This window comes from Streptomyces sp. NPDC028305 (assembly GCF_055569495.1).
In genome coordinates this window covers 709,379-731,898 of the sequence record NZ_JBVHTN010000007.1, presented here as the reverse complement: position 1 = coordinate 731,898, position 22,520 = coordinate 709,379, and the positions used below count along the sequence as shown (strand labels likewise).

Below are 22,520 nucleotides of genomic sequence, written 5' to 3'. Positions count from 1 at the left end.
TCACGCGTGCTGGCTGCTGACGGACACCGTCTCGCCCGTCATGTACGAGGAGTAGCCGCTGGTCAGGAAGACGATGACGTTGGCGACCTCCCATGGCTCGGCGTACCGGCCGAACGCCTCCTTCTCGGTGAGCTCGGCGAGCAGTTCGGGGGTGGTCACCTTCACCAGGTGCGGATGCATGGCCAGGCTCGGTGAGACCGCGTTGACCCGTACGCCGTAGGCGGCGGCCTCGACGGCGGCGCAGCGGGTGAGCGCCATCACCCCGGCCTTGGCCGCCGCGTAGTGCGCCTGGCCGGCCTGGGCGCGCCAGCCGACGACGGAGGCGTTGTTGACGATGACGCCGCCGCGGCCGTCGGCCCTCATCCGGCGCAGCGCGGCGCGGGTGCAGCGGAAGGTGCCGCCCAGGGTGACGTCGATGACCTTGTGCCACTGCTCGTCGGTCATCCCGGTCAGCTCGGCGGTGCCGCCGAGCCCGGCGTTGTTGACGAGGGCGTCGAGGCGGCCGTGGGTCTCCTCGGCGAGGTCGAGGAGCGCGGCCACCTGGTCCTCGTCGGTCACATCGCAGGCCGTCCCGGCGACCCGGTCCGCCCCGAACTCCCCGGCGAGCGCGGCGACGGTCTCCTTCAGGCGGCGGGCGTGGGCGTCGCCGATGACGACGCGGGCGCCCTCCTCCAGGAATCTGCGGGCGGTGGCGCCGCCGATGCCGCTGCCCGCCGCGGCCGTGATGACGGCCGTGCGGCCGGTGAGGAGGCCGTGGCCGGGGACATAGGGCGCTCGGTTGGCCTTGTTGCCCGCCTTGTTGTCCGTCACGGCGCCACGGTAACCTACCAAACACTTGTTAGGGAACCGGGAGGGAGGCGGGAGCCGCGGTGGATCTCGATCTGACCGAGCGGCAGCGGGAGTTCCGGGACGAGGCCCGGCGGTGGCTCGCGGCGCATGTGCCCGCCGAGCCGCTGCCCTCCCTGGAGACCGCCGAGGGCTTCGCCGCCCACCGGACGTGGGAGCGCACGCTCGCCTCGGGCCGCTGGTCGGCGGTGAGCTGGCCCGAGGAGTACGGCGGGCGCGGCGCCTCGCTGTTCGAGTGGCTGCTCTTCGAGGAGGAGTACTACGCGGCGGGGGCGCCCGGCCGGGTCGGCCAGAACGGGATCAGCCTGCTGGCCCCCACGCTCTTCGAGCACGGCACACCGGAGCAGCGGTCCCGGGTGCTGCCGCCGCTGGCCCGCGGCGAGGTCGTCTGGGCACAGGCCTGGTCCGAGCCCGAGTCCGGCTCGGACCTCGCGTCCCTGCGCTCCACCGCCGAGCGCACCGACGGCGGCTGGCTGCTGAACGGTCTGAAGACCTGGTCCTCGCGGGCCGCCTTCGCCGACGGCGCCTTCGGCCTCTTCCGCAGCGACCGGGACGCGTCGGCCCCCCATCGCGGGCTGACCTATCTGATGTTCCCGCTGCGCGCGCCGGGGGTGACCGTGCGCCCCATCGGGCGCCTCGACGGCAAGCCCGCCTTCGCCGAGCTCTTCCTCGACCAGGTCTTCGTGCCCGACGAGGACGTGATCGGCGGACCGGGCGAGGGCTGGCGGGTCGCGATGAGCACGGCGGGCAACGAACGGGGGCTGACGCTGCGCAGCCCCGGGCGCTTCACGGCGGCCGCGCGCCGCCTGGCGGCGCTGTGGCGCGACCATCCGGCCACCGACAACTCGTCCGCGCTGCGCGACCGGGTGGCCGACGCGGTGATCCACGCCCGGGCGTACGAGCTGTTCGCGTACGGGGGCGCGTCCCGGCTGGCGGCCGGCGGCTCCCTGGGCGCCGAGTCGAGCCTCAACAAGGTCTTCTGGTCCGAGCTCGACATCGCCCTCCACGAAACGGCCCTGGACCTGCTCGGCCCCCACGGCGAACTCGCCGACTCCGCCCTCGACGCGCCCGCGCGCGGCGCCTGGGCCGACGGTTACACCTTCGCCCTGGCGGGCCCGGTGTACGCGGGCACCAACGAGATCCAGCGCGACATCATCGCCGAGCGGCTGCTCGGCCTGCCGAAGGGCCGCAGATGAGGCGCGGTCCCCTGCCGTCACGAGCGTGGAAGGGGCGGTGCGGATGAGATTCCTGCTGGACCAGGAACAGACGGAGTTCGGCCGCACCCTGGACCGGATGCTCTCCGCCGCCGGGACGGCGGAGGCGTTGCGGGCCTGGGCGCGAGGGGAGCGGGGGCCGGGCCGGGCGGTGTGGGGGCGGCTGGGCGAGGCGGGGGTGTTCGCGCTGGCCGTCCCGGAGGCCTACGAGGGCGCGGGACCGCTGCCGGTGGAGCTCGCCGTCGCGTATGTCGAGGCGGGCCGCCACGCGGTGCCGGGGCCGCTGGTCGAGACGGCCGCCGCGGCCGTCCTGCTCGCCGCGCTCGCGGAGCGCGGCGACGCGATCGCGGCGGCGAAGCACTGGCTGCCGCGGATCGCGGCCGGGCATGCGGTGGTCACCGTCGCCACCCCCGCGGGCGGTCCGTACGCGCTGGACGCGGACGCCGCCGACGCGGTGTTCGTCGTCGAGGGCGAACGGCTGCGGACGGGCTCGGGGCACGGGCCGGTGCAGCCCTCGCTGGACCCGGCCAGGCGGCTGGCCGGGCCGCTGGGCGGCGGCGAGGTGCTCGCGAGCGGCCCGGCCGTCGCGGCGGCGGCCGCGCGCGCCGCGGACTGGGCCACCTTCGCGACGGCCGCGCAGGCGCTCGGCACCGGGCTGGCGCTGCTGGAGCGAACCGTCGCATACGTCAAACAGCGCACCCAGTTCGGGCGCGAGATCGGCTCGTTCCAGGCGGTCAAGCACCGGCTCGCGGATGTCCTGATCGCCCTGGAGTTCGCCCGGCCGCTGCTGTTCGGGGCCGCGCTGGCGCTGGCCGACGGCGCCGACCGGGCCGCCGGGGCGGCGGTCGCGGCCGCCAAGGTGGCCGCGGGGGAGGCCGCGTACACGGCGGCCAGGACGGCGCTCCAGCTGCACGGCGCGATCGGCTACACGGACGAGTACGACCTGTCCCTGTGGATCCGCAAGGCCCGCGCGCTGCGCACCGCCTGGGGCTCCCCCTCCGTCTGCCGCGCCCGCGTCCTGGCGACGTGAGCAGTCCATCCCGGGCGGGCCCCGCCGGGAGCGGTCAGCCGGTGCCACTTCGGCCGAAGGGTGCCGTCCGCCGCGCCGGGTGATCCATGCTGTGACGAGCCGCCCCCACGGATCAGCGGCTCGACGAAGAACGAGGTATGTCCCCATGCACCGGACCCGGCCCACATTGGAGAGCGTGGCGCTGCACGCGGGCGTCTCGCGCGCCACGGTGTCCCGTGTCGTCAACGGCTCCACCCGGGTCGGCGAGGACGCCCGCGAGGCGGTGCAACGCGCCATCCGTGAGCTGGGATACGTCCCCAACCAGGCCGCCCGCAGCCTGGTCACACAGCGCACCGACTCCTTCGCCCTCGTGCTGCCCGAGGAGCCGGGCCGGGTGTTCTCCGACGACCAGTTCTTCCCCGGCGTCGTGCGCGGGGTGAGCCAGCGGCTGGAGGAGGCCGACAAGCAGCTGGTGCTGATGATGGCCCGCTCCTCCGCCGGCCGGGAGCGCATCGAGCGGTTCGCCCTGGGGCGCCATGTCGACGGGGTGATGGTCGCCTCCGTGCACGGAGCCGACCCGCTGCCCGTCGGCCTCGCCCGCATGGGCATCCCGGTGGTCTCCAACGAGCGGCTGCTCGGCCCGGTGTCCCTGCCGTACGTGGGCGTCGACAACGCCGGGGGCGCGGCCGCCGCCGTGCGCCATCTGGCGCGCTCCGGGCGCACCAGGATCGCCACCGTCGCGGGCCCGCAGGACATGGTCGCCGGGATCGACCGGCTGGCCGGCTACCGGGCGGCGCTGGCCGAGGCGCGGCTGTCCGGGGCCGTCGCCTTCGGCGACTTCACCCAGGAGTCGGGGGTGGTCGCGATGCGCGAGCTGCTGCGCGAAGACCCCGGCCTCGACGCCGTGTTCGTGGCCTCCGACCTGATGGCGGTGGGCGTGCTGCGGGCGCTGCGGCAGGCCGGCCGCCGGGTCCCGGACGATGTCGCCCTGGTCGGCTTCGACGACATCGAGACCGCCCGCTACACCGAGCCGCCGCTGACCACGGTCCGCCAGCCCATCACGCAGATCGGCCGGCAGCTGGCCCACCAGCTGCTGCGCCTGGCCTCCGGCGAGCAGATCGAACCATCACTCGTGCTGCCGACCGAGCTGGTCCTCCGCGAGACGGCCTGAGACGGCGGCCGTATCGGCGGCTCGGCCGTACGGCATTCGCCAAGTCCTCCGTATTCATGCCGCTTTCGGACCCCGGCGCGGCTCGCGCGAGGGACACCGTCGTGCGCGGCGCACCCTCGGAGAACCTGCAATAAAGCTAGAATCGGCTGGTCGGCCGAGACGTGGGACCGTCGGAGGGACGGCTGTGGAGTTCGGTCTGCTGGGCAGCGTCGAGGCGTACGCCGAGGGGCGGCCCCTCGATCTGGGTCATGCCCGGCAGCGCTGTGTGCTGGCGGCTCTGCTGGTCGACGTCGGCCGGCCGGTCACGGTCGAGCAGCTCATCGACCGCGTCTGGGCCGAGCGTCCTCCGCGCCGGGCGCGGGACACCCTCTACGGCTATCTCTCCCGGCTGCGGCAGATCCTGACCGCGGCCGAGGACAAGAGCGCCGAGGGCGTGGAGATCGTGCGGGGGTCCGGCGGCTATCTGATCGGCGTCGCGGCGACGGCGGTGGATCTGCACCGCTTCCGCGATCTGGTCACCCGGGCCCGCGCCTGCGAGCAGGACGACCACACGGCCGTCCGGTTCGGGCAGGCGCTCGCGCTCTGGCGGGGCGATGCCTTCGCCGGGCTGGACACACCGTGGATCAACACCCTCCGGCTCACCCTCGGCCGGGAGCGGCTCGCGGCCGAACTCGACCTCGACGACGTCCGGTTGCGCCTCGGCCGCCACTCCGAGCTGGTGGCCGCGGTGTCCGCCCGGGCCGCCGCGCATCCGCTGGACGAGCGGGTGGCCGGCCAGTTCATGCTCGCGCTGTACCGGTGCGGCCGCCCGGCGGAGGCGCTCGACCACTACCAGCGCACCCGGCAGCGGCTGGTGGAGGAGCTCGGCTGTGACCCGGGCCCCGCGCTGCGCACGCTGCACCAGCGCATCCTGGCCGCCGATCCGGGGCTGGCCGACCCCGCCGGGCCACACGGTCCGGCGCCCGTCCCCGAAGTTACCGTCCCCGAGGTGCCCGCTCCCGCGGCGCCGGGCCCTCGCCCGGGAGGCCGACTGGTGGGCCGCGCGGCGGAGTTGGCCGTCATCGACCGGGCGCTCGAGGACACCGGGGCCGATGTGCCGCGCGTGGTGGAGATCGTCGGTGAACCGGGCATCGGCAAGACACGGCTGCTGGGCGAGTTCGGCGAGCGCGCGCGGCGGCGGGGGTTCACGGTGCTGGCCGGGCGCGGCGCCGAGTTCACCCAGGCGCCGTACGGGGTGATCCTGGACGCGCTGGAGGACCACTGGGCCGCGGCGGACGCGTCCGGGACACCGTACGGCGCACCGGCGCCCGACGCGCCCGGCCCGCTCGGCGCGGTGTTCGCGGCCCGCGCCCCACTGCGCCCGGCCGGAGCGGAACCGGCGGCGGCCGGCGCACAGGTGACCGAGCGGCACGGGTTCCACCGGGCCGTGCGGGCCTCGCTCGAGGGCTTGAGTTCCGAGGCCGGGCTGGTGCTCGCCCTGGACGATCTGCACTGGGCCGACGAGGACTCGGTCGAGTTGATCGGCCATCTGTTACGGCACCCGCCCAGAACGCGGCTGCTGCTGGCGCTCGCCTACCGGCCCCGGCAGGCCCCGCCCCGGCTGCCCGCGGCGCTGGCCAGGGCCGGGGTGCTCGACCGGGTGGCCGGGATCCGGCTGGGGCCGCTGTCCGCGGCGGAGGCCGCAGAGCTGTGCGGCCCGGAGATGAACCGCCGCCGTCAGCGGGAGCTGTACGAGGCCAGCGGCGGCAACCCGTTCTATCTGGAGGCTCTGGCCAGGAGGCGGGAGCGGGTGGCGGCGGGCCCGGGGGCGGCCCCGGCCGTCGCCGAGGAGCCGGAGCGGTCCCTGAGCGCCACGCTGCTGGAGGAGCTGGAGGGGGTGTCGGCCGGGGCGCGGATGTCCGCGCAGGCGGCCGCCGTGCTCGGGGACTCCTTCGAGACCGACCTGGTGGCGATCGTCGCCGAGGCCGACGAGGCGCATGTCCTGGCGGCCGTGGACGAGCTCGCCGAGCGGGATCTGATACGGCAGGGGGGCGTCCCGCGGCGGTTCGCCTTCCGCCATCCGCTGGTGCGCGCCGCCGTCTACCACGGCGCGGGCGTCGGCTGGCGGATCGAGGCCCACGCCCGGGCCGCGCGCGGGCTGGCCTCGCGCGGCGCGCCCCTGGCCGCGCGGGCACCGCATGTGCAGCAGTCGGCCCGCGTGGGCGACGTACAGGCGGCGGAGGTCCTCGTCGAGGCGGCCGACGACATCCTCGCGGTCGCCCCGCTGACCGCCGCCGGGTGGATCGGCAACGCCCTGCGGCTGCTCGGTGAGCGCCCCGACCGGCCGCGTCCGGAGTGGCTGCTGAAGCAGGCCGACGCGCTGAGCGTGGCGGGCCATCTGCGGGAGAGCCGGGACATCCTGCGCACGGCCGCGTCCCTGCTGCCCGCCGAGGCCCGCGATCTGTCCGCCCAGGTGGCCGGGTCCCGGGCCACGGTGGAATGGCAGCTCGGCCGGTACCAGCAGGCGATCTCGCTGCTGACGCGCGAGTTGCGGAACGCCGACGGCCGCTCCCGCCGGGTCACGGCGGGCCTGGAGCTGGGCGTCGCCGCCGTGGCGCTGCGCACCGCCGACATCACCACGGCCGTCGACTGGGGCGAGCGCGCGCTGCGCACGCTGGCGGAGGACGGCGCGCCGATCCGGGTCACCACGGCCCGCGGGATGCTCGCCCTCGCCCACACGGCGGCCGGGGACACCGCGCGGGCCGACCACCACCTCGCCGAGGCGCTCGCGGCCATCGACGACACCGGTGACCACCAGCTGGCCGAGCATGTGCACATCCTGGCCGTAATCGGCTGGACGGAGATGTTCCGCGGGCGCCACACGTCCGCGCTGCGCCACCTGGACCGGGGCCTGGAGCTGTCCCGCGGCACCGGCAGGACCGCCCTGCTCGCCGACCTGTTCGCGGCCCGGGCCTATGTGCTGCTGGACCTCGGCCGGCTGCACGCGGCAGCGGCCGACGCCGAGGACGCGCTGGACGCGGCGGCCCTCACCGGCAGCCGGGAGCCCCGCTCCCTGGCCGACGTGGTCGGCGCCGCGGTCTCGCTGTGGCGGGGCGACTTCGCGGGGGCACTGAAGATCTGCGAGGAGTCGCTGTCGCAGGACGAAACCGAACCGGGCTTCAACCGGGCCGCGATCACCGGGATGCTCGGCCGGGCGCTGCTGGCCGGCGGCGATCCGGACGGTTGCGTCCGCTCGGTGACCGAGGCGGGCGACGGCCCGGAGCTGCTCAGGTTCGAGTCCCCCGCGCGCCCGCTGTGGTTCCGGGTGCTGACCACCGCGGAGCTGGCGCGCGGCGACGTGCCGGCCGCCGAGCGGTGGGCCCGCCGCGCGGCCGCCGTCGTGGCCCCCGACGGCCCGGCCGGAGAGCGCGGCTTCGCGCTGCTGGCCGAGGCCCAGGTGCGGCTGGCCGGCGACGACGCGGGGGCCGCCCGGGCCGCCCTCGAGGCCGCCGCGTCGTTCGGCGCGGCCCGGATGCCGCTGTACGAGGCCGAGGCCCGCGTCACGGCCGGTACGGCGCTGGCCGCGCTCGCCCGCCGCGACGAGGCGCTCTCCGAGTACGGGCGGGCCAAGGAGCTGTCGAGCGCCTGCGGGGCGTCCGCGCTGTTCGGCCTGGCCGACGACGCGTACCGCCGGACCGCCGCGCAGGTCGGACCGCACGCGCCCCGAGGTCAGTCCCCCGCGTAGCGGGGCAGCAGGGCCTGGAAGTCGCGCTCGAAGGCGTCGTAGCGGTGGCGCAGGCCGGCGCCCGGCCAGTCGGGGGGCAGCAGCCGGGCGGGCAGCACGGGGTCGGTGAGCAGATGGCGGAGGGACGCGGCCGCGACGGTGAACCGCTCGGCCGGGCCGTCCGCCCCGTCCAGGGCTGCCGCCAGCAGCCGGGCCCGCGCGGCCCAGCCGTCCAGGTTCCACAGCCGGGCCGCGAGCCGGGCCGGGTCGCCCTCGGGCTCGCCGGTCAGCCAGGCGCACTGCTCGGCGGCGACGGACGGGCGCGGCCGTACGAGGTTGGCGGGGCGCAGCCAGGTGCCCTCGCGCAGCTCGGCCAGGCGCAGGGCGGCCATGGCCTGGCGCAGCGCGGCCCGCTCGGGCGCGGCGCGGCGGTCGGTGGTGACGACCGCGATCTCCCAGCCGCCGTCCCAGCTCCGGGTGCGGGGGGCTCGGCTGTCGTCCTGCCGGGCCTGGCGGGCCAGGAGGCGGTCGGTGAGCCGGTAGGCACCGCCGCGCTGCTCCAGGTCGCCGGCGGCGACCATGCGGGTGAGCGCGACCCGGATGGTCCCCTCCGCGGTGCCGAACAGCGCGCCGACACGGACCAGGGCGCGGGCGGGCAGCTGCGGCGGGTGGTGGCCGAGCAGGGTGCTGAGCACGACCGAGCGGGCGGTCAGCGGGCGCAGCGCGAGGGCCCCGGGGGCGCCGTCCGCATCGGTGGCGCCAGGTACGGACCTGTCACGGGTATCAGGGGGTTCGCGGGTGCCACGGGTGTCGTCCATATGTGCTCGGAACCCTATCCATTACAGTTCTTTGTCGCGCATGATGGAAGTGTAAGAGAGCAAGGCCGCCGCGCACGAGGAGACGCCATGGGTGCCACGCATGAAGTCCTCAACCAGGCTCCGCCGCTGACCGGCTTCAGCACGGCCGACGACCCCGCGCTGCTGGAGGCCCTGCGGCGGGACGGAGCGGCCTGGGGCGAGCCGGAGGTGCGGGAGCTGGGCGCGCTGGCCGGGTCCGCCGAGGTGCAGGACTGGGCGCGGATGGCCGAGGAGCACCCTCCGGTGCTGCACACCCACGACCGGTACGGCCACCGCGTCGACGAGGTCGAGTACCACCCCGCGTACCACCGGCTGATGGCCGCCGCCGTGGACAGCGGGCAGCACGCCGCCGCCTGGGGCGACAGCCGCCCCGGGGCCCATCTGGCGCGCGCGGCCAAGTTCTATGTCTTCGCGCAGGCCGAGCCGGGCCACGGCTGCCCCGTCTCCATGACGTACGCCGCGGTCCCGGCGCTGCGCGCCGAGCCGGAGCTCGCGGCCGCGTACGAGCCGCTGCTTGCCTCCCGCGTCTACGACTTCGGGCTGCGCCCGCCGCTGGGCAAGCGGGGGCTGATCGCCGGGATGTCGATGACGGAGAAGCAGGGCGGCTCGGACGTGCGCGCCAACACCACCCGGGCCCTGCCCCAGGCCGACGGCAGCTATCTGCTGACCGGTCACAAGTGGTTCACCTCCGCGCCGATGAGCGACGTCTTCCTCACCCTCGCCCAGGCCGACGAGGGCCTGACCTGCTTCCTGGTGCCGCGCGTGCTGCCCGACGGGACGCGCAACGAGATGCGTCTTCAGCGGCTCAAGAACAAGCTCGGCAACCGCTCCAACGCCTCCTCCGAGGTCGAGTACGACGGCGCGGTGGCCTGGCGGGTCGGCGAGCCGGGCCGCGGGGTGCGCACCATCGTCGAGATGGTCAACGTGACCCGGCTGGACTGTGTGATCGGCTCGGCCGCCGGCATGCGGGCCGGGCTCCGGCAGGCGCTGCACCACACCGAGCACCGGCGGGCGTTCGGCGCGGAGCTGATCGACCAGCCGCTGATGCGCAATGTGCTGGCCGACCTGGCCGTCGAGTCGGAGGCCGCCACCACGGTGGCGATGCGGCTGGCGGCGGCCCTGGACCGGGCTCAGGCCGGGGACGAGACGGAGGCGGCGCTGCGCCGGCTGGGGCTGGCGGTGAGCAAGTACTGGGTGTGCAAGCGCGGCGCCGCACACGCGGCCGAGGCCCTGGAGTGCCTGGGCGGCAACGGCTATGTGGAGGACTCCGGCATGCCACGGCTGTACCGGGAGGCGCCGCTGCTGTCGATCTGGGAGGGCTCGGGCAATGTCGCGGCCCTCGACGTGCTGCGCGCGCTGGGCCGGGAGACGGGCGCGCTGGAGGCCTTCCTGGCCGAGGTGGACGCCGCCGCCGGGGCCGACGCGCGGCTGGACGCGGCCGTCGCCCGCCTCCGCGGCCTGCTGCCGCAGCTCGCCGACCCGCAGCGGGCCCAGCTGCTCGCCCGCCGCCTCGCCGAGCAGATGACGCTGGTCCTCCAGGGCAGCCTGCTGGTGCGGCACAGCCACCCGGCGGTGGCGGACGCCTTCTGCGCCTCGCGGCTCGACGGGGACTGGGGGCACGCCTTCGGCACCCTGCCGCCCGGGGTGGACACCGGCCCCATCCTGGACCGGGCGCGGCTCAAGGACGCGCGCTGAGAGCGGTCGCCGCCCAAGAGGGTGTTTTCCGCGTGATTCACCTATTCGAGGGAATCTATGCGGGCATACGGCTGCAACGGGCCCGATCAGCCGAAGATCTGCGTCGTGAACCGATGGCAACGCACATGGCGTTCAGGGATTCTCGCCACGGCCCTGGTGCTCGCCTCGATCTGGGCGGGCCCGGTAGCCGGGGCGGACGGGGCCGACGGGGCCGACGACCCGGCCGACGGCCCGCGGGTGGGGCTCCATCTCGAGGTCAAGGTGCGCATTCCGGGTGTTGACCTGATCTGGCCGGGGTGGTGGTGTCCGACGCCGACCCCCACCCCCACCAAGACCCCGACGCCCACACCCACGGACACCCCCACGCCGACCCCCACCCCGACGCAGACGTCGACGCCGCCCCAGACGCCGACGCCCACCCCCACGCAGACGACCGCGCCCACGCCGACGCACCGCCCCACCCACACCCCGGCGCCCACCCCGCCCGGGAAGCCGGCGGCGCCGTCCTCGGCCGCGCCGCTCCCCGAGCGCCCCGCGCGCCCGTCACCGTCCCGGCCGGCCCCCAAGAAGCCGCCCAGGACGGCGACGCCCAGCTCTCCGGCGCCGACCGGGCCCCCTCACAGCGCGGAGCTGCGCGCGTACCGCCCGCCCGCGCCCCGGCAGCAGGGCGGCGGCATCTCGTTGGTCACCTTCACCCTGCTGATCACCGCGCCCGCGGTGCTCGCGGCCGCCACCCTGCGCCCCCGCTCTCGCTCGCGCTCCGCGTCGCGCGGCGGCGGGCGGCGCGGCTGACGCCGACGCCGACGACCTGACGGAGGTTGCCCATGCCCGAATGGCTGATTCTGACTCTCGTGACGGCGGGGGTCTGCTCGCTCGTCGTGGCCGTCACCCTGCTCAACCAGCGGCGGGTCGCCGAGGACGACGACCCCTCCGGGACCCCCGATGTCATCGAGTACATGATCATGATGATCGGCGTGGTCTACGCCATCGTGCTGGGCCTGGCCATCGCCGGGGTCTGGGAGGCGAGAGGCGCCGCGCAGGACGGGGTGCGCACCGAGGCCCAGGCGCTGCACGAGGTGAGCGAGCGCGCGAGCGGCTACCCCGCGGCGGTGCGCGACCGCATCCGCGCGGACGCCAAGGCGTACGCGGACCATGTGGCGTCCAAGGAGTGGCGGGTGATGATCGACAAGGGCGAGCTCACCGACCGCGGCGCCGTGCTGCTGGCGGAGCTGCGGCGCGATGTCACCGACTACACGCCGCGCACCGAGCGGGAGTGGCACATCTACCAGCCGCTGGTGGACCAGGTCGCCGCGGTGGACGCCGCCCGCCAGGCGCGGGCGGCGAACGCCGGGCCGACGATGCCCAGGATGGTCTGGCTGGGGCTGCTCGTCGGCGCGGCGCTGGTGATCGGGCTGCTGTTCACGCTTCAGATCCGCCGTACGCCGCGCGAGCTGGCGATGGCGGCGATGTTCAGCGCGCTGATCGTCTTTCTGCTCTTCCTGGTCTGGGACTTCGACGCGCCCTTCGGCCGGTCGGTCGGGGACACGGCCGAGCCGTTCAAGGATCTGTTTCCCAGCTGACGGGAAGGTGCTTGAGGCCGTTCTGGAAGTTGGAGGTGAGCCGCACCGGCTCGCCTGCCCGGCGCAGTCCGGGCAGGCGGGTCAGGACGTTGCGCAGCATCGCCCGCATCTGGAGCCGGGCGAGGTGCGCGCCCAGGCAGAAGTGCGGGCCGTGGCCGAAGCTGACGTGGTCGTTGGGACTGCGGGTGATGTCGAAGCGGTCGGGGTCGGCGAAGACCGTCTCGTCGCGGTTGGCGGAGGCGTGGTAGACGACGACCTTGTCGCCGCGCCGGATGCGCTGCCCGCCCAGCTCCACCTCGCGGGTCGCGGTGCGGCGGAAGTCGATGACGGGCGGCCAGAAGCGCAGCATCTCCTCCACGGCGGAGTCGGTCAGCTCCGGGCGGGCCAGCAGGAGTTCATGGCTCTCGGGGTGGTCCAGCAGGGTCAGCAGCCCGCCGGGGATGCCGTTGCGCAGGGTTTCGTTCCCGGCCACGGCGAAGAGGAAGAACATGTTCTCGAACTCCTCCCGGCTCAGGCCGCCCTCCCGCAGCTGCGCCATCACGGTGCCGGGCCGGGGCCGTTCGGCCAGGGCGTGGGCGTAGGCGAACATGTCCGCGAGGGCCTCGCGGGAGCGCGGGTTCATCGGCCGCCCGTCCGGGCGGGTCAGTGACCGCGGCCGGTGGGCGAGCGCGGCGCGCCCCATCGGACTGAGCGGCGCGGCCTCGGCGGTGCTCGACGCGGCGTATTCGGTGTCCTGGTAGCCGATGACCCGGCTCGCCCAGTCGAACAGCAGCCGCCGGTCGCTCTCGGGCACGCCCATGACATGGGCCAGGGTCCACACCGGCAGGTCCGCCGCGAGCTCCACGAAGTCCGTCCCGCCCCGCGGCGCCACGGCCTCGACGAGCGCCCGCGCGCGTGCCTCGATGACGGCGTGGAGTTCGCGCACCGCGCGCGGGGTGAAGGCCGCCGCGACGACCCGGCGCGTCCGGGAGTGGTCCGGCGGGTCCTGGTTGAGCATCATCGCCCGGACGAACTCCAGGTCGGCGGGCGTGTCCGGGTCGCGGATCTGGGTGGCTCCCAGATGGGAGGAGAACACGTCCGGCGTGCGCAGCACCTGTTTGACGTCGGCGTGCCGGAAGACCGCCCAGAAGCCGGAACCCGCGGGCCACGCCCCGACCGCGGGTTCCTCGATCCAGCAGACGGGGCGGGTGGCGCGCGCCTGTGCGAAGAGCGCGTACGGGACACCGGCGGCGTAGGTCTCGGGAAGGAACACCGCGTCAGGGTTCACAGCCGTGACCGTACGGCGCCACCCGCCGGTGCCGTCAAGACGGGCGCGTACGCGACGCCGGCGGGTCAGGACACCGGCACCGGCAGCACCCGGCGCAGCGGGTCCTCCGGCAGCAGCCCGTGGCGCTTCCACTCCCTGGGGTAGCCGACGGAGACCTCCTGGAAACGCACCCCGTCCTCCACCGTGGTCCTGGGGATGTGCAGATGGCCGTAGACCACGGTCTCGGCCCGGAACCGCACATGCCAGTCGGCGCTGAGCTCGGTGCCGCACCACAGGGCGAAGTCGGGATAGCGCAGCACCTTGGTGGGGAGCCGGGTCATCGGCCAGTGGTTGATCAGCACGGTCCGCAGCTCGGGGTCGCAGGCCGCCAGCCGCGCCTCGGTCTCCTTGACGCGGGCCCGGCACCACGCGTCCAGGGTGGCGTACGGCTCCGGGTGGAGGAAGTGCTCGTCGGTGCACACGACCCCCGCCTCGTGCGCATGGGCGAGGGCCGCCTCCTTGGTCTCCAGGCCCTCGAGTCGGAACGAATAGTCGTAGAGGAGGAACAGCGGGGCGATGGTCAGCGGCCCGCCGATGCCCTCCCACAGCGGGTAGGGGTCCTCGGGGGTGACGATGCCCTTCGCCCGGCACATGTCGACCAGCGCCTGGTAGCGCCGCACGCCCCGCTCCTTCACCGGGTCCTTGGGGTGCGTCCACAGCTCGTGGTTGCCGGGCGACCAGATGACCTTGGCGAACCGCTCGCTGAGCAGCCCCAGCGCCCACTCGATGTCGGCGAACAGCTCGCCGACGTCCCCGGCGACGATCAGCCAGTCGTCGTCGGAGCCCGGCCGCAGCCGCTCCACGATCTCCCGGTTCTCCTGGTAGGCCACATGCAGATCACTGATGGCGAGAAGCTCGCCGCGGTGCGTTCCGCCCATCGATTCTCCTGTCGTACGGTGCCGGTCATGGTGGGTCGCGGCGCGTGGACGCCGCGGCCCGGGCCGGTTGATCACCTACCCGTCCCTGGCGCTAGCCTCGCAGATGTGGTGGACAAACTCCCCGCGTCCTTCGAACGCGGCACGGACGGCCCGAAAGTCATCGTGGTCGGAGTGGACGGCTCCGAATCCTCCTGGCGCGCCGCGGCGTACGCGGCCGGGCTGGCCCGGCGGCAGCACGCCCTGCTCGCCGTGGTCTATGTGCAGCCGGTGCTGGCCGCGGGCGCCGCGCTGGGGGCCTCGGTGGCCCAGACCACCGAGGCGGTCGCCGAGGAGCTGATCCAGGAGATCCGGGAGGCCACGGAGCGGCTGCGCGGGGTCTTCGAGGTGCGCTGGGAGTTCCACACGTTCCGCGGCGACCCGTACAGCGGCCTGGTGCAGGCGGCCGACAAGCTCAAGGCCGACGCCGTGGTGGTGGGCGCGTCCGAGCAGGCGGGGCACCGTCTCATCGGCTCGGTGGCGGTCCGGCTGGTCAAGGCCGGGCGCTGGCCGGTGACCGTGGTGCCCTGACCGGGGCGCCGGACGGCTGGCCGCACATCAGTGCGATCGACCGTGCCCGCCGGCCGTCAGGAGTCGGTGTCCTCGATACGGAAGCCGATCTTCAGCCCCACCTGGTAGTGCGCGATCCGCCCTTGTTCCATGTGTCCGCGAATCTCGGTGACTTCGAACCAGTCAAGCCCACGCAGGGTCTTCGACGCCCGATCGATGCCGTTCGTGATGGCGGCGTCGATGCCGTCCCCCGACGAACCGACGACCTCGACAACGCGGTATGTGTGATTGGACATGGTCCTTCCCCTCACCGTGGAGCTGCCCCTCCCACCGTGCATCACGCCGCCCCCGTCCGCGACTCGATGACGCGCGGGGCCACGGGTCGCGTCCCTGGCCATCAGGCCCTGTTGCTGCGAACATGGGCTTTCTGATCAGCAGTTGGGGCAGGGAGTCGCGCGAGTGACGCGATCACGTCGCGGCGGCGGTATCGACAGCACACGGGGGATCGGGGGATCTCATGACGGAGCCGGCACGCCCGGACGGCCAGCGGCCACCAGAGGGCCCGTCGCCACAGGGCGGCGCGTACGGTCCACCTCCGCCACAGGGCGGCGCGTTCGGCCCGCCCCCCGGCGCCTTCGGGCCTCCGCCGGAACCCCCGTACGCGCCCCCGCAGGGCACGCCGTACCCACCACCCCCGCAGCACTCCCCCTACGGACCGCCGCAGGCCGCACCGTACTGGGCCCCGCCGCCCCCACCGCCATCTCCGGGGCCGCACGGCGGAGCGCGGCGGCTGCTGCCCTCGGGGCGGCGCGGGCGCTTCCTGCTCTTCGGCGGGGCCGGTGCGCTGATCCTGGCGCTGGTGGCCGGGCTGCTGGTCTGGGACAACGCCTCGGAGTCGGGATCGGATGAGCCGCAGGCGAAGCGGAACGTGCCAAAGCTGAACCTGGCGCCGTTCCGGCAGGCGGTCGACAATCTTCTGCTGGCCCCCGGCCTGCGGTACGAAGAATCCTCGACAGCCGACACCATGAAGCGCGACGTCACCGTCACCGCCTCCGGCAGCCGCTTCGGCACCATGGGCCACGGCCAGAAGTCGCTCGACCGCGAGATCCTGAACGTGGGCGGCAAGACCTTCACCCGCTGGCGGGTGGACCCAGCGCCCGGCAAGGACGCCAAGCCCGGCAAGGAGGCTCCCGGCACATGGGACGCCGGGTACGGGAGCAGCGCCGACTCGGCGAAGGAAGTGGTCGAGCACCGGCCGTCCCCGGCCGCGCTGGCGACTCAGCTCTCCCGGGCCCTGGACGCCTTGGAGGGCACTCCGGCCCCGAGCAAGTCGGCTCGGCCGCCCCGCACGGTGCACGGCACACCGGCCCTCGCGGTGGACACCTCCGCGGGCCGGCTGCTCGTCACCGCGAAGAAGCCGCACCGCGTGCTGCGCCTGGAGACCTACGCCCCGTCCCGGCTGGGGGAACCCTCACCGAGCGGCACTGCCGGCAGGGTGAGCCTGACCGCGGCCAAGGATTCCCCCGAGGTGACGGACGGTCCTCTCGAAGGCAGTGATTCCCAGGGCATGGACCTGGCCCCGGTCACCGGGGACGCCGTCGACCCGATGCTCGACACCCTGGAGAAGCGGACCAAGGAACTCAACAAGGCCACCGACAGCGGCATCTCCCTCACACTCAGCGGCTCGGGATCGGTCAAGTGCGGCTCCGGGGGCTGCACCGCCGGCCAGAGCTTCACCGGACAGATCACCACCAGCGCGAGGAGCCGCCTGACGGACGGCAAGGTCACCGCCGTCATGAACGCCTCCTTCACCATCGACGGAAAGTCCGCCGGCGGGTGCACGAGCCGGCAGGGCACCTTCGCCGTCAGCGGCACCAGCGTCTCGGGCAACCTGTCCTGCTCCAACGCGGGCGCCGGCCCGACCTTCGCCTCGATCGAGGCGCAGAAGAAGGCGGAGGCCCGGGCCCGCTCCCGGGCCAACGGCGGCCGACCGGTCCAGTACCGCATCCCGTACACCGCCAGCACCCTGGTCACCGCCCGCGCGCTGGCGACGCTCGAGGTGAAGCGGCTCGTGGACCGGGTGAAGCAGGAGCGGAACAGCGCGAACTGCGCCAGGCCGCACAGTTTCGCCACCGGCACCCGGGCGCTCCTCACCGACGGCACCCGCCGCCCCGGCGAGGACATCCGCCCCGGTGATCGGGTGACGGCCGACAAACCCCGTAACAGCAACTGCAATCCGATCACACGTGAGTGGTCCGACGACATCGCCAAGTACCTGGGCTACAGAAACACCGGCAAGAAATCCGCCGCAGGACCCATGATCTGGGAGCACAAGAAGCCAGGGCGAACACTTCCGCGCTACATCACCTGGGACCGGACCGGGCACAAGGGAGGAATTTTCAAGGGCGCCAACTTCAAAAATCCCTTCCAGTCCACCAAGGACTCGGCCCGGGACGGCACCTACGATTTGGATGTCGGACCCAATGGAGAGATACGAGGCCTCAAGTGGATCGCGAAGTAGTCACCGAGCTGATTGCCGGCCCTCGTGACGAAAACGTGCGAGACGCGCTTGACGAAGCCGAAGGCTGGGGTTCTTACGCCGCGGAGTTGCGTGGGGTGCTCGGGGCCGTGATCGAGGCGAGCGGCGCCGACACTCTCGAGGTCAGCGAGTTGTTCGTCGGCCAGCCGCTGCCCGACGAGCTCTCCGCGCTCCGCAACGGGCTGGAGATCAGCCCGCGGGAGGCTGTGGACCTTGCCGTGGGCATGGCGGCCGGTCGCGGTCCCTACTGCCGGCTGACCAGCACGGATCAGCTGCGCATCGAATCGGGATGGAATGGTTTCGTACATCTCCTTATGACGCCGGAAATGGCCGGCCGGATGGCGGGCCTGCACGGCGACGACGTGAGTCTCGAATGGCGCACCGCGGCACCGGAACCCGCGGACGGGTCACGGATCGTCGACAGGCCGGCCGATGCGGAATTCTGGGCCGCCGTACGAACAGCTACCGCGGAGCTGACCCTGCTGTGCGAGCGCTGGGCGCACGGCGCGTGCGGCTACCGATGGTTCCGGGTGACCTCTGAAAACTCCGCCGAGGTGGCCGAAGCCGTCCGCCCTCGCTCACTGCTGTGTGTCGTGTCCGACCCCGAATTGCGGCTCGACGCGGATCTGCTGGACGACGACTTCACGGCCTTCAAGGCTCCATTGACGCCAGGAGAGTTGACCTACCGTTCCTATCCGGGTGGCGCGGATTCTCTCGCCGAAATCACCGACGAGGGCTTCACGTTCATGCTCAAGGATTCCGCCATGGAGAACTGGCGCGCCGTCGTGCCGGACTCCGACGGAGTGGTCAGAGCGCGATGGGAGGATTTCAGGGAAGAGGACGGGTAGCCGTACCCCCTCAGCCGCCCGGGGCCGCGTGTCCCACCAGCGGTGCCGTCTCCATGCCGACGTCGTGGCGCAGACCGTGCAGGAACTCCTCGATCGTCTCCGCGGAGGTGCGCCGCGGCTGCCACCCCAGTTCGTCCCGGGCGCGGCCGGCGTCCATCAGCGGCAGCCGCAGCGCGGCGTCGAACAGCTGGGGCGCGGCGGGGAGCAGGCGTAGGTGCCAGGCGGCGGCCAGTGCCGAGCGGGCGGCGACGCGTGGCGTCCGGACCACCCTGGCGCCCACCATCTCGGCGAGCACCCGCGCGTCGAGCGGGGGTTCGGCGGCCAGGTTGAAGGCGCCGCGCACATCCCGGCCGATCGCCAGCCGGTAGGCCTCGGCCGCGTCGTCGGTGTGCAGGGCCTGAAGCAGCAGGCCGCGGATGTCGGGCACCACCGGCAGCAGGGCGGGGCGCACCAGCCGACGGGGCAGGAACGGGCCCAGGAACAGGCGGCGCTGCTCGGCCGCTGACTGCTCCTTGAAGAGGAAGGCGGGGCGCATCCGCACCACCCTCACCTGCGGATGCTCGCCCTCGTAAGCGTCCAGCACCCGCTCCAGGTACGCCTTTTCGCGGCAGTACGCGGCCTCGGGCCAGCCGTGGGTGGGCCAGGACTCGTCCACCCGGCGATCCTGGGGGCCGGGCGAGTACGCCCCCACTGAGGACGCGTGGACCAGCACCGGCACCTCCGCGGCCGCGACGGCCTCGAAGAGGCGGATACTGCCGAGGACGTTGGTCCGCCAGGTGGTCACCGGCGCGTGGCTGGGCTGGATGAGCCAGGCCAGGTGGATCACGGCGTCGGCGCCTTGAAGGGGCCGGACCAGGTCGTCCGCCTCCTCCGCGATATCGGCCCGGACCCAGGTCACCTTCGGCGGCGTCCAGGCGGGGACGCGGCGGGCGATCCCCACGACGGAGGCGACGTCCGGGTCCTCGCCGAGCGCCCGGAGGACGCTGGTGCCGGTGTTGCCGGTGGCGCCGACCACCACCACACGCTTTCCGCGCTCGTTGCTCATGGTCCGCTCCTCGTGAAGTCCAGTGGGCGGTTGTACGTCAGGTCGCCGCGCCGACCAGTTCGCGGGCGGCGGCGGCGATGGCCTCCGCGTCGATCCCGGCCTCGGACAGTTGCTGTTCCGGGGTGGCGGAGACCGGCATGGTGCGCACGGCGAGCCTCACCGTGCGGGGCGCCGGGCGGCCGTCGCAGAAGGCCTCGAGCACCGCGTCCCCCAGCCCGCCCTCGGGGTGGTGGTCCTCGACGGTGATCAGGCGCCCCGTCAGCTCGGCGGCGGCCCGCAGGGTCTGCGCGTCCACCGGCTTGACCGAGTACAGGTCGATGACGCGGACGGGGATGCCCTCCCCGGCGAGCCGGTCCGCGGCGGCGATCGCCTCGGGCACGGTCACCCCGGCCGCGGCGACGGTCACCCGGTCGCCGTCCGTGGCGCGCACCAGCTTGCTGCCGCCGATCGGGAAGCGCTCGGAGGGCGGGTAGAGGACCGGGGTCCTGCCGCGGGTGGTGCGCAGATAGCGGATGCCGGACTGCTCGGCCATCGCGGCGGTCAGCTGGGCGGTCTGGTTGGCGTCGCACGGGTACAGCACGGTGCTGCCGTGCACCGCGCGGAAGGCCGCCAGGTCCTCCAGGCCCATCTGCGAGGGGCCGTCCTCGCCGATGGCCACCCCGGCGTGCGAGCCGACCAGGTTGAGGTCCGCCCGGCTGATGGCGGCCATCCGTACGAAATCGTAGGCGCGGGTGAAGAAGGCCGCGAAGGTGGACGCGTACGGGAGCCATCCGCACGCCTGCATCCCGACGGCGGCGGCCACCAGTTGCTGTTCGGCGATGTAGCACTCGAAGAACCGCTCGGGGTGCTCCTTGGCGAAGAACTCGGTGCGCGTGGAGTCGCCCACCTCGCCGTCGAGCACGACCACATCGCCGCGGGCCGTGCCGAGGGCGGCCAGCGCCTGCCCGAACGCGTCCCGTGTGGCGACCCGCTCGCCGGGGTCGAACCGCGGCAGGCTCAGATGCCCGTCACCGGGCGGCGGCCCGGCGCTCACCGCGGGCGGGCCGAGCACCGGCACGGCCATCTCCCGTACGCCGCCGAGCTCGGCGACCGCCTCCTCGGGGTTCGGCAGCGGCTTGCCGTGCATGCCCTCCCGGTTCTCCACCGAGGCCACGCCCCGGCCCTTGACGGTGTGGGCGATGATCGCCGTGGGCCGGCCGACCGTGGACGCCGCCTCGCCGTAGGCCCGGTCGACGGCGGCGACGTCATGGCCGTCGATCTCGATGGTGTGCCAGCCGAAGGCGTGCATACGGCGCGCGTAGGCGCCCAGGTCCCACTCGTGGCGGGTGGGCCCGTGCTGGCCGAGCCGGTTCACGTCGATGATGGCGGTGAGGTTGTCGAGGTGTTCGTAGCAGCCGTGCTCGAAGGCCTCCCACACCGACCCCTCGGCCAGCTCGCTGTCCCCGCACAGCACCCATACGCGGCTGTTGGCCCCGTCCGGCCTCTCCAGGCGTTTATGGGCGAGCGCCAGCCCGACGCCGACGGGCAGCCCCTGCCCCAGCGAGCCGGTGGCCACGTCCACCCACGGCAGCCGCGGCGTGGGGTGTCCCTCCAGCAGGCTGCCGAGCTTGCGGAAGGTGAGGAGTTCCTCGTCGCTGATCGCCCCGGCGGCCTTGAACATGGAGTAGAGCAGCGGTGACGCGTGCCCCTTGGAGAAGACCAGGTGGTCGTTGCCGGGGTGGCGGGGCTGCTCGAAGTCGTAGCGCAGGTGGTTGGCCAGCAGGACGGCCATCAGGTCCGCGGCCGACATCGACGAGGTCGGATGTCCGGACCCGGCGGCCGCCGCGGCCCGCACCGAGTCCACCCGGAGCTGCTGCCCGAGCTCGCTGAGCAGGTGGTCTTGCATAGCACTCCTTCCGGGTCCGTCAGCGGTCGGCCGGGGCCCTGCGGGGCAGCCGGGGCCGCTCGGGCGCCTCGGTGTCCAGCGGCACCGCCCAGGAGGGCACCAGGCCCAGCTGTACGCCCTGGGGCGGCAGCGCCGTGTCGATCAGCCAGTCGGCGGCGACCCGGACGCGGTTGCCGGGCATCGCCATGAGGTGGTAGCCGTGGGTGACCAGGCTCGCGAGCGGCCCGGACAGCGGCACACGCAGCGGGTTCGCGGCGGCCTGTACCCCGCCGAGGTCGACGGTGAACCCGAGGTCGTGGTGTTTGTAGGGGCGCCGCGAGCCGTGCCCCAGTGAGGCGGCGACATTGCGGCCCGCCACCCTGCCCTGCCGCTGGGCGTGCTGCGCGGTCATCGGCGTGTACCGGCCCGGGCGGGTCAGATCGGGCACCGCCGCCGCGTCCCCGCAGGCCAGCACCTCGGGGTGGCCGGGCACGGCCAGATACTGGTCGACGCACAGCCGTCCCTGGGCGGTCGGCTGACCGATGTCGTCCACCAGCGGGTCGGGCCGGACGCCCACGCACCAGATCAGCGACCGGGTGGCCACGAACTCACCGGTGTCGAGCAGCACGCCGTCCGCGGTGGCCTCCTTGACCGAGGTGCCCGTACGGATGTCCACCCCGCGCCTGGACAGCACCCGGTGCGCGGTGTCGGACAGCCTCCGGTCGAGCTCGGGCAGCACCCGGTCGGCGATGTCCACCAGCAGCCAGCGCGGCCGCGGCGCGTCGCGCAGCCCCGCGTTGTGGCGGGCGAGCGCGTCGGTGAGCAGCACGCCGTGGGCGGCCACCTCCGTGCCCGTGTACCCCGCGCCGACCACCACGAAGGTGCACCGGGCGGCCCGTTCCGCGGGGTCGTCGGCGGCGCCGGCCAGCTCGATCTGGCGGATCATGTGGTCGCGGAGGTAGAGCGCCTCGGGCATGCCCCGGAAGCCGTGCGCGTGCTCGGCCACGCCGGGGATCGGCAGCAGCTTGTTGACGCTGCCGACGGACAGGATCAGCCGGTCGTAGTCCGTCCCGGCGGACCGGCCCTCCGGGTCCGTCCAGCCGACCCGCCGCTCGGCGAAGTCGACGGAGCCGACCTCGCCGAGCACCAGGCGGACCCGGGGCAGGGTCTGGGTGAGGGAGACCGAGACCCGGCGGGGTTCGAGCACCCCGGCCGCCACGTCCGGCAGCAGTGGCAGATACAGGAAGTAGTCGTTGGGGTTGACCAGGACGATCTCCGCCTCGTCCCGCAGGGTGCGGGAGAGCGTACGGGCCGCCTGGTAGCCGGCGAATCCCGCGCCGACGATCACGATGCGGACTCGGTTCACTCGGGGCTCCCGTGCGTACGGATCTCACGGAACGCACCAAGTGCCCCCGGGTC

At 74.0% G+C, this 22,520-nt stretch carries 18 protein-coding genes; 10 read left to right on the top strand and 8 right to left on the bottom strand.

The window, feature by feature from the left end; translation table 11 throughout:
• On the bottom strand, window positions 1-810 hold the full coding sequence (locus tag ACZ4WQ_RS32725) for an SDR family oxidoreductase (protein WP_385347429.1): 810 nt from the start codon (window positions 808-810) through the stop codon (window positions 1-3).
• Between the two features lie 59 nt (window positions 811-869).
• Here ACZ4WQ_RS32725 and ACZ4WQ_RS32720 point away from each other — a divergent pair, with 59 nt between their 5' ends.
• The 4 genes from ACZ4WQ_RS32720 (at window position 870) to ACZ4WQ_RS32705 (ending at window position 7,964) form a co-directional block, all read left to right on the top strand.
• The gene (locus ACZ4WQ_RS32720) at window positions 870-2,042 is read left to right on the top strand and encodes an acyl-CoA dehydrogenase family protein (RefSeq protein WP_468022635.1); all 1,173 of its coding nucleotides are present in this window, start codon (window positions 870-872) and stop codon (window positions 2,040-2,042) included.
• A gap of 43 nt (window positions 2,043-2,085) precedes the next feature.
• On the top strand, window positions 2,086-3,090 hold the full coding sequence (locus tag ACZ4WQ_RS32715) for an acyl-CoA dehydrogenase family protein (RefSeq protein ID WP_468022634.1): 1,005 nt from the start codon (window positions 2,086-2,088) through the stop codon (window positions 3,088-3,090).
• 145 nt (window positions 3,091-3,235) lie between these two features.
• Window positions 3,236-4,240, top strand: a complete 1,005-nt coding sequence (locus ACZ4WQ_RS32710) for a LacI family DNA-binding transcriptional regulator (protein ID WP_311728769.1) — start codon at window positions 3,236-3,238, stop codon at window positions 4,238-4,240.
• A gap of 184 nt (window positions 4,241-4,424) precedes the next feature.
• Complete coding sequence (locus tag ACZ4WQ_RS32705) at window positions 4,425-7,964, top strand: BTAD domain-containing putative transcriptional regulator (RefSeq protein WP_398373583.1); 3,540 nt, start codon at window positions 4,425-4,427, stop codon at window positions 7,962-7,964.
• On the opposite strand, the gene ACZ4WQ_RS32700 is transcribed toward ACZ4WQ_RS32705, so the two are convergent.
• Complete coding sequence (locus ACZ4WQ_RS32700; RefSeq protein WP_398373582.1) at window positions 7,949-8,761, bottom strand: PaaX family transcriptional regulator C-terminal domain-containing protein; 813 nt, start codon at window positions 8,759-8,761, stop codon at window positions 7,949-7,951. The two genes, ACZ4WQ_RS32705 and ACZ4WQ_RS32700, sit on opposite strands and share 16 nt — an antisense overlap.
• A gap of 87 nt (window positions 8,762-8,848) precedes the next feature.
• On the opposite strand from ACZ4WQ_RS32700, the gene ACZ4WQ_RS32695 reads away from it, so the two are divergent.
• The 3 genes from ACZ4WQ_RS32695 (at window position 8,849) to ACZ4WQ_RS32685 (ending at window position 12,075) form a co-directional block, all read left to right on the top strand.
• Window positions 8,849-10,495 carry an acyl-CoA dehydrogenase family protein gene (locus tag ACZ4WQ_RS32695; RefSeq protein ID WP_468022633.1) on the top strand — a complete coding sequence of 549 codons (1,647 nt, stop codon included), beginning with the start codon at window positions 8,849-8,851 and terminating at the stop codon, window positions 10,493-10,495.
• Window positions 10,496-10,600: 105 nt separating this feature from the next.
• Window positions 10,601-11,287, top strand: coding sequence for a hypothetical protein (locus ACZ4WQ_RS32690; protein ID WP_398373580.1), 687 nt, complete (start codon window positions 10,601-10,603; stop codon window positions 11,285-11,287).
• A 32-nt stretch (window positions 11,288-11,319) separates the two neighbouring features.
• Window positions 11,320-12,075: a bestrophin-like domain gene (locus ACZ4WQ_RS32685; protein ID WP_311729056.1), complete on the top strand. Its 756-nt coding sequence runs from the start codon at window positions 11,320-11,322 to the stop codon at window positions 12,073-12,075.
• Here the strand turns inward: ACZ4WQ_RS32685 and ACZ4WQ_RS32680 are convergent.
• Entirely contained in the window at window positions 12,053-13,342 is a 1,290-nt protein-coding gene (locus tag ACZ4WQ_RS32680; protein ID WP_385347444.1) for a cytochrome P450, read from the bottom strand. The two genes, ACZ4WQ_RS32685 and ACZ4WQ_RS32680, sit on opposite strands and share 23 nt — an antisense overlap.
• A gap of 65 nt (window positions 13,343-13,407) precedes the next feature.
• Window positions 13,408-14,259 (bottom strand): metallophosphoesterase family protein, encoded by an 852-nt coding sequence (locus tag ACZ4WQ_RS32675; protein WP_385347446.1) that lies wholly within the window; start codon window positions 14,257-14,259, stop codon window positions 13,408-13,410.
• Window positions 14,260-14,364: 105 nt separating this feature from the next.
• Here ACZ4WQ_RS32675 and ACZ4WQ_RS32670 point away from each other — a divergent pair, with 105 nt between their 5' ends.
• Window positions 14,365-14,826, top strand: a complete 462-nt coding sequence (locus ACZ4WQ_RS32670) for a universal stress protein (protein WP_398373579.1) — start codon at window positions 14,365-14,367, stop codon at window positions 14,824-14,826.
• A gap of 56 nt (window positions 14,827-14,882) precedes the next feature.
• Here ACZ4WQ_RS32670 and ACZ4WQ_RS32665 read toward each other — a convergent pair whose 3' ends face one another.
• Window positions 14,883-15,101 carry a dodecin gene (locus ACZ4WQ_RS32665; protein WP_361185439.1) on the bottom strand — a complete coding sequence of 73 codons (219 nt, stop codon included), beginning with the start codon at window positions 15,099-15,101 and terminating at the stop codon, window positions 14,883-14,885.
• A 221-nt stretch (window positions 15,102-15,322) separates the two neighbouring features.
• Between ACZ4WQ_RS32665 and ACZ4WQ_RS32660 the strand changes: the two genes are divergently transcribed.
• Both ACZ4WQ_RS32660 and ACZ4WQ_RS32655 read left to right on the top strand, forming a co-directional pair.
• The gene (locus ACZ4WQ_RS32660; RefSeq protein WP_398373578.1) at window positions 15,323-17,326 is read left to right on the top strand and encodes a toxin C-terminal domain-containing protein; all 2,004 of its coding nucleotides are present in this window, start codon (window positions 15,323-15,325) and stop codon (window positions 17,324-17,326) included.
• Window positions 17,311-18,192 carry a hypothetical protein gene (locus ACZ4WQ_RS32655; RefSeq protein WP_385347451.1) on the top strand — a complete coding sequence of 294 codons (882 nt, stop codon included), beginning with the start codon at window positions 17,311-17,313 and terminating at the stop codon, window positions 18,190-18,192. Before ACZ4WQ_RS32660 ends, ACZ4WQ_RS32655 begins: the two co-directional genes overlap by 16 nt.
• Before the next feature lie 10 nt (window positions 18,193-18,202).
• Here the strand turns inward: ACZ4WQ_RS32655 and ACZ4WQ_RS32650 are convergent, their stop codons facing one another.
• The 3 genes from ACZ4WQ_RS32650 to ACZ4WQ_RS32640 are packed head-to-tail and all read right to left on the bottom strand — an operon-like array spanning window position 18,203 to window position 22,467.
• Entirely contained in the window at window positions 18,203-19,237 is a 1,035-nt protein-coding gene (locus tag ACZ4WQ_RS32650) for an NAD-dependent epimerase/dehydratase family protein (protein ID WP_385347453.1), read from the bottom strand.
• Window positions 19,238-19,274: 37 nt separating this feature from the next.
• A complete protein-coding gene (locus ACZ4WQ_RS32645; RefSeq protein WP_361185433.1) occupies window positions 19,275-21,122 on the bottom strand; it encodes a transketolase in 1,848 nt (615 codons plus the stop codon).
• 19 nt (window positions 21,123-21,141) lie between these two features.
• Window positions 21,142-22,467 (bottom strand): NAD(P)/FAD-dependent oxidoreductase, encoded by a 1,326-nt coding sequence (locus tag ACZ4WQ_RS32640; protein WP_398373577.1) that lies wholly within the window; start codon window positions 22,465-22,467, stop codon window positions 21,142-21,144.
• Between the last annotated feature and the right edge of the window lie 53 nt (window positions 22,468-22,520).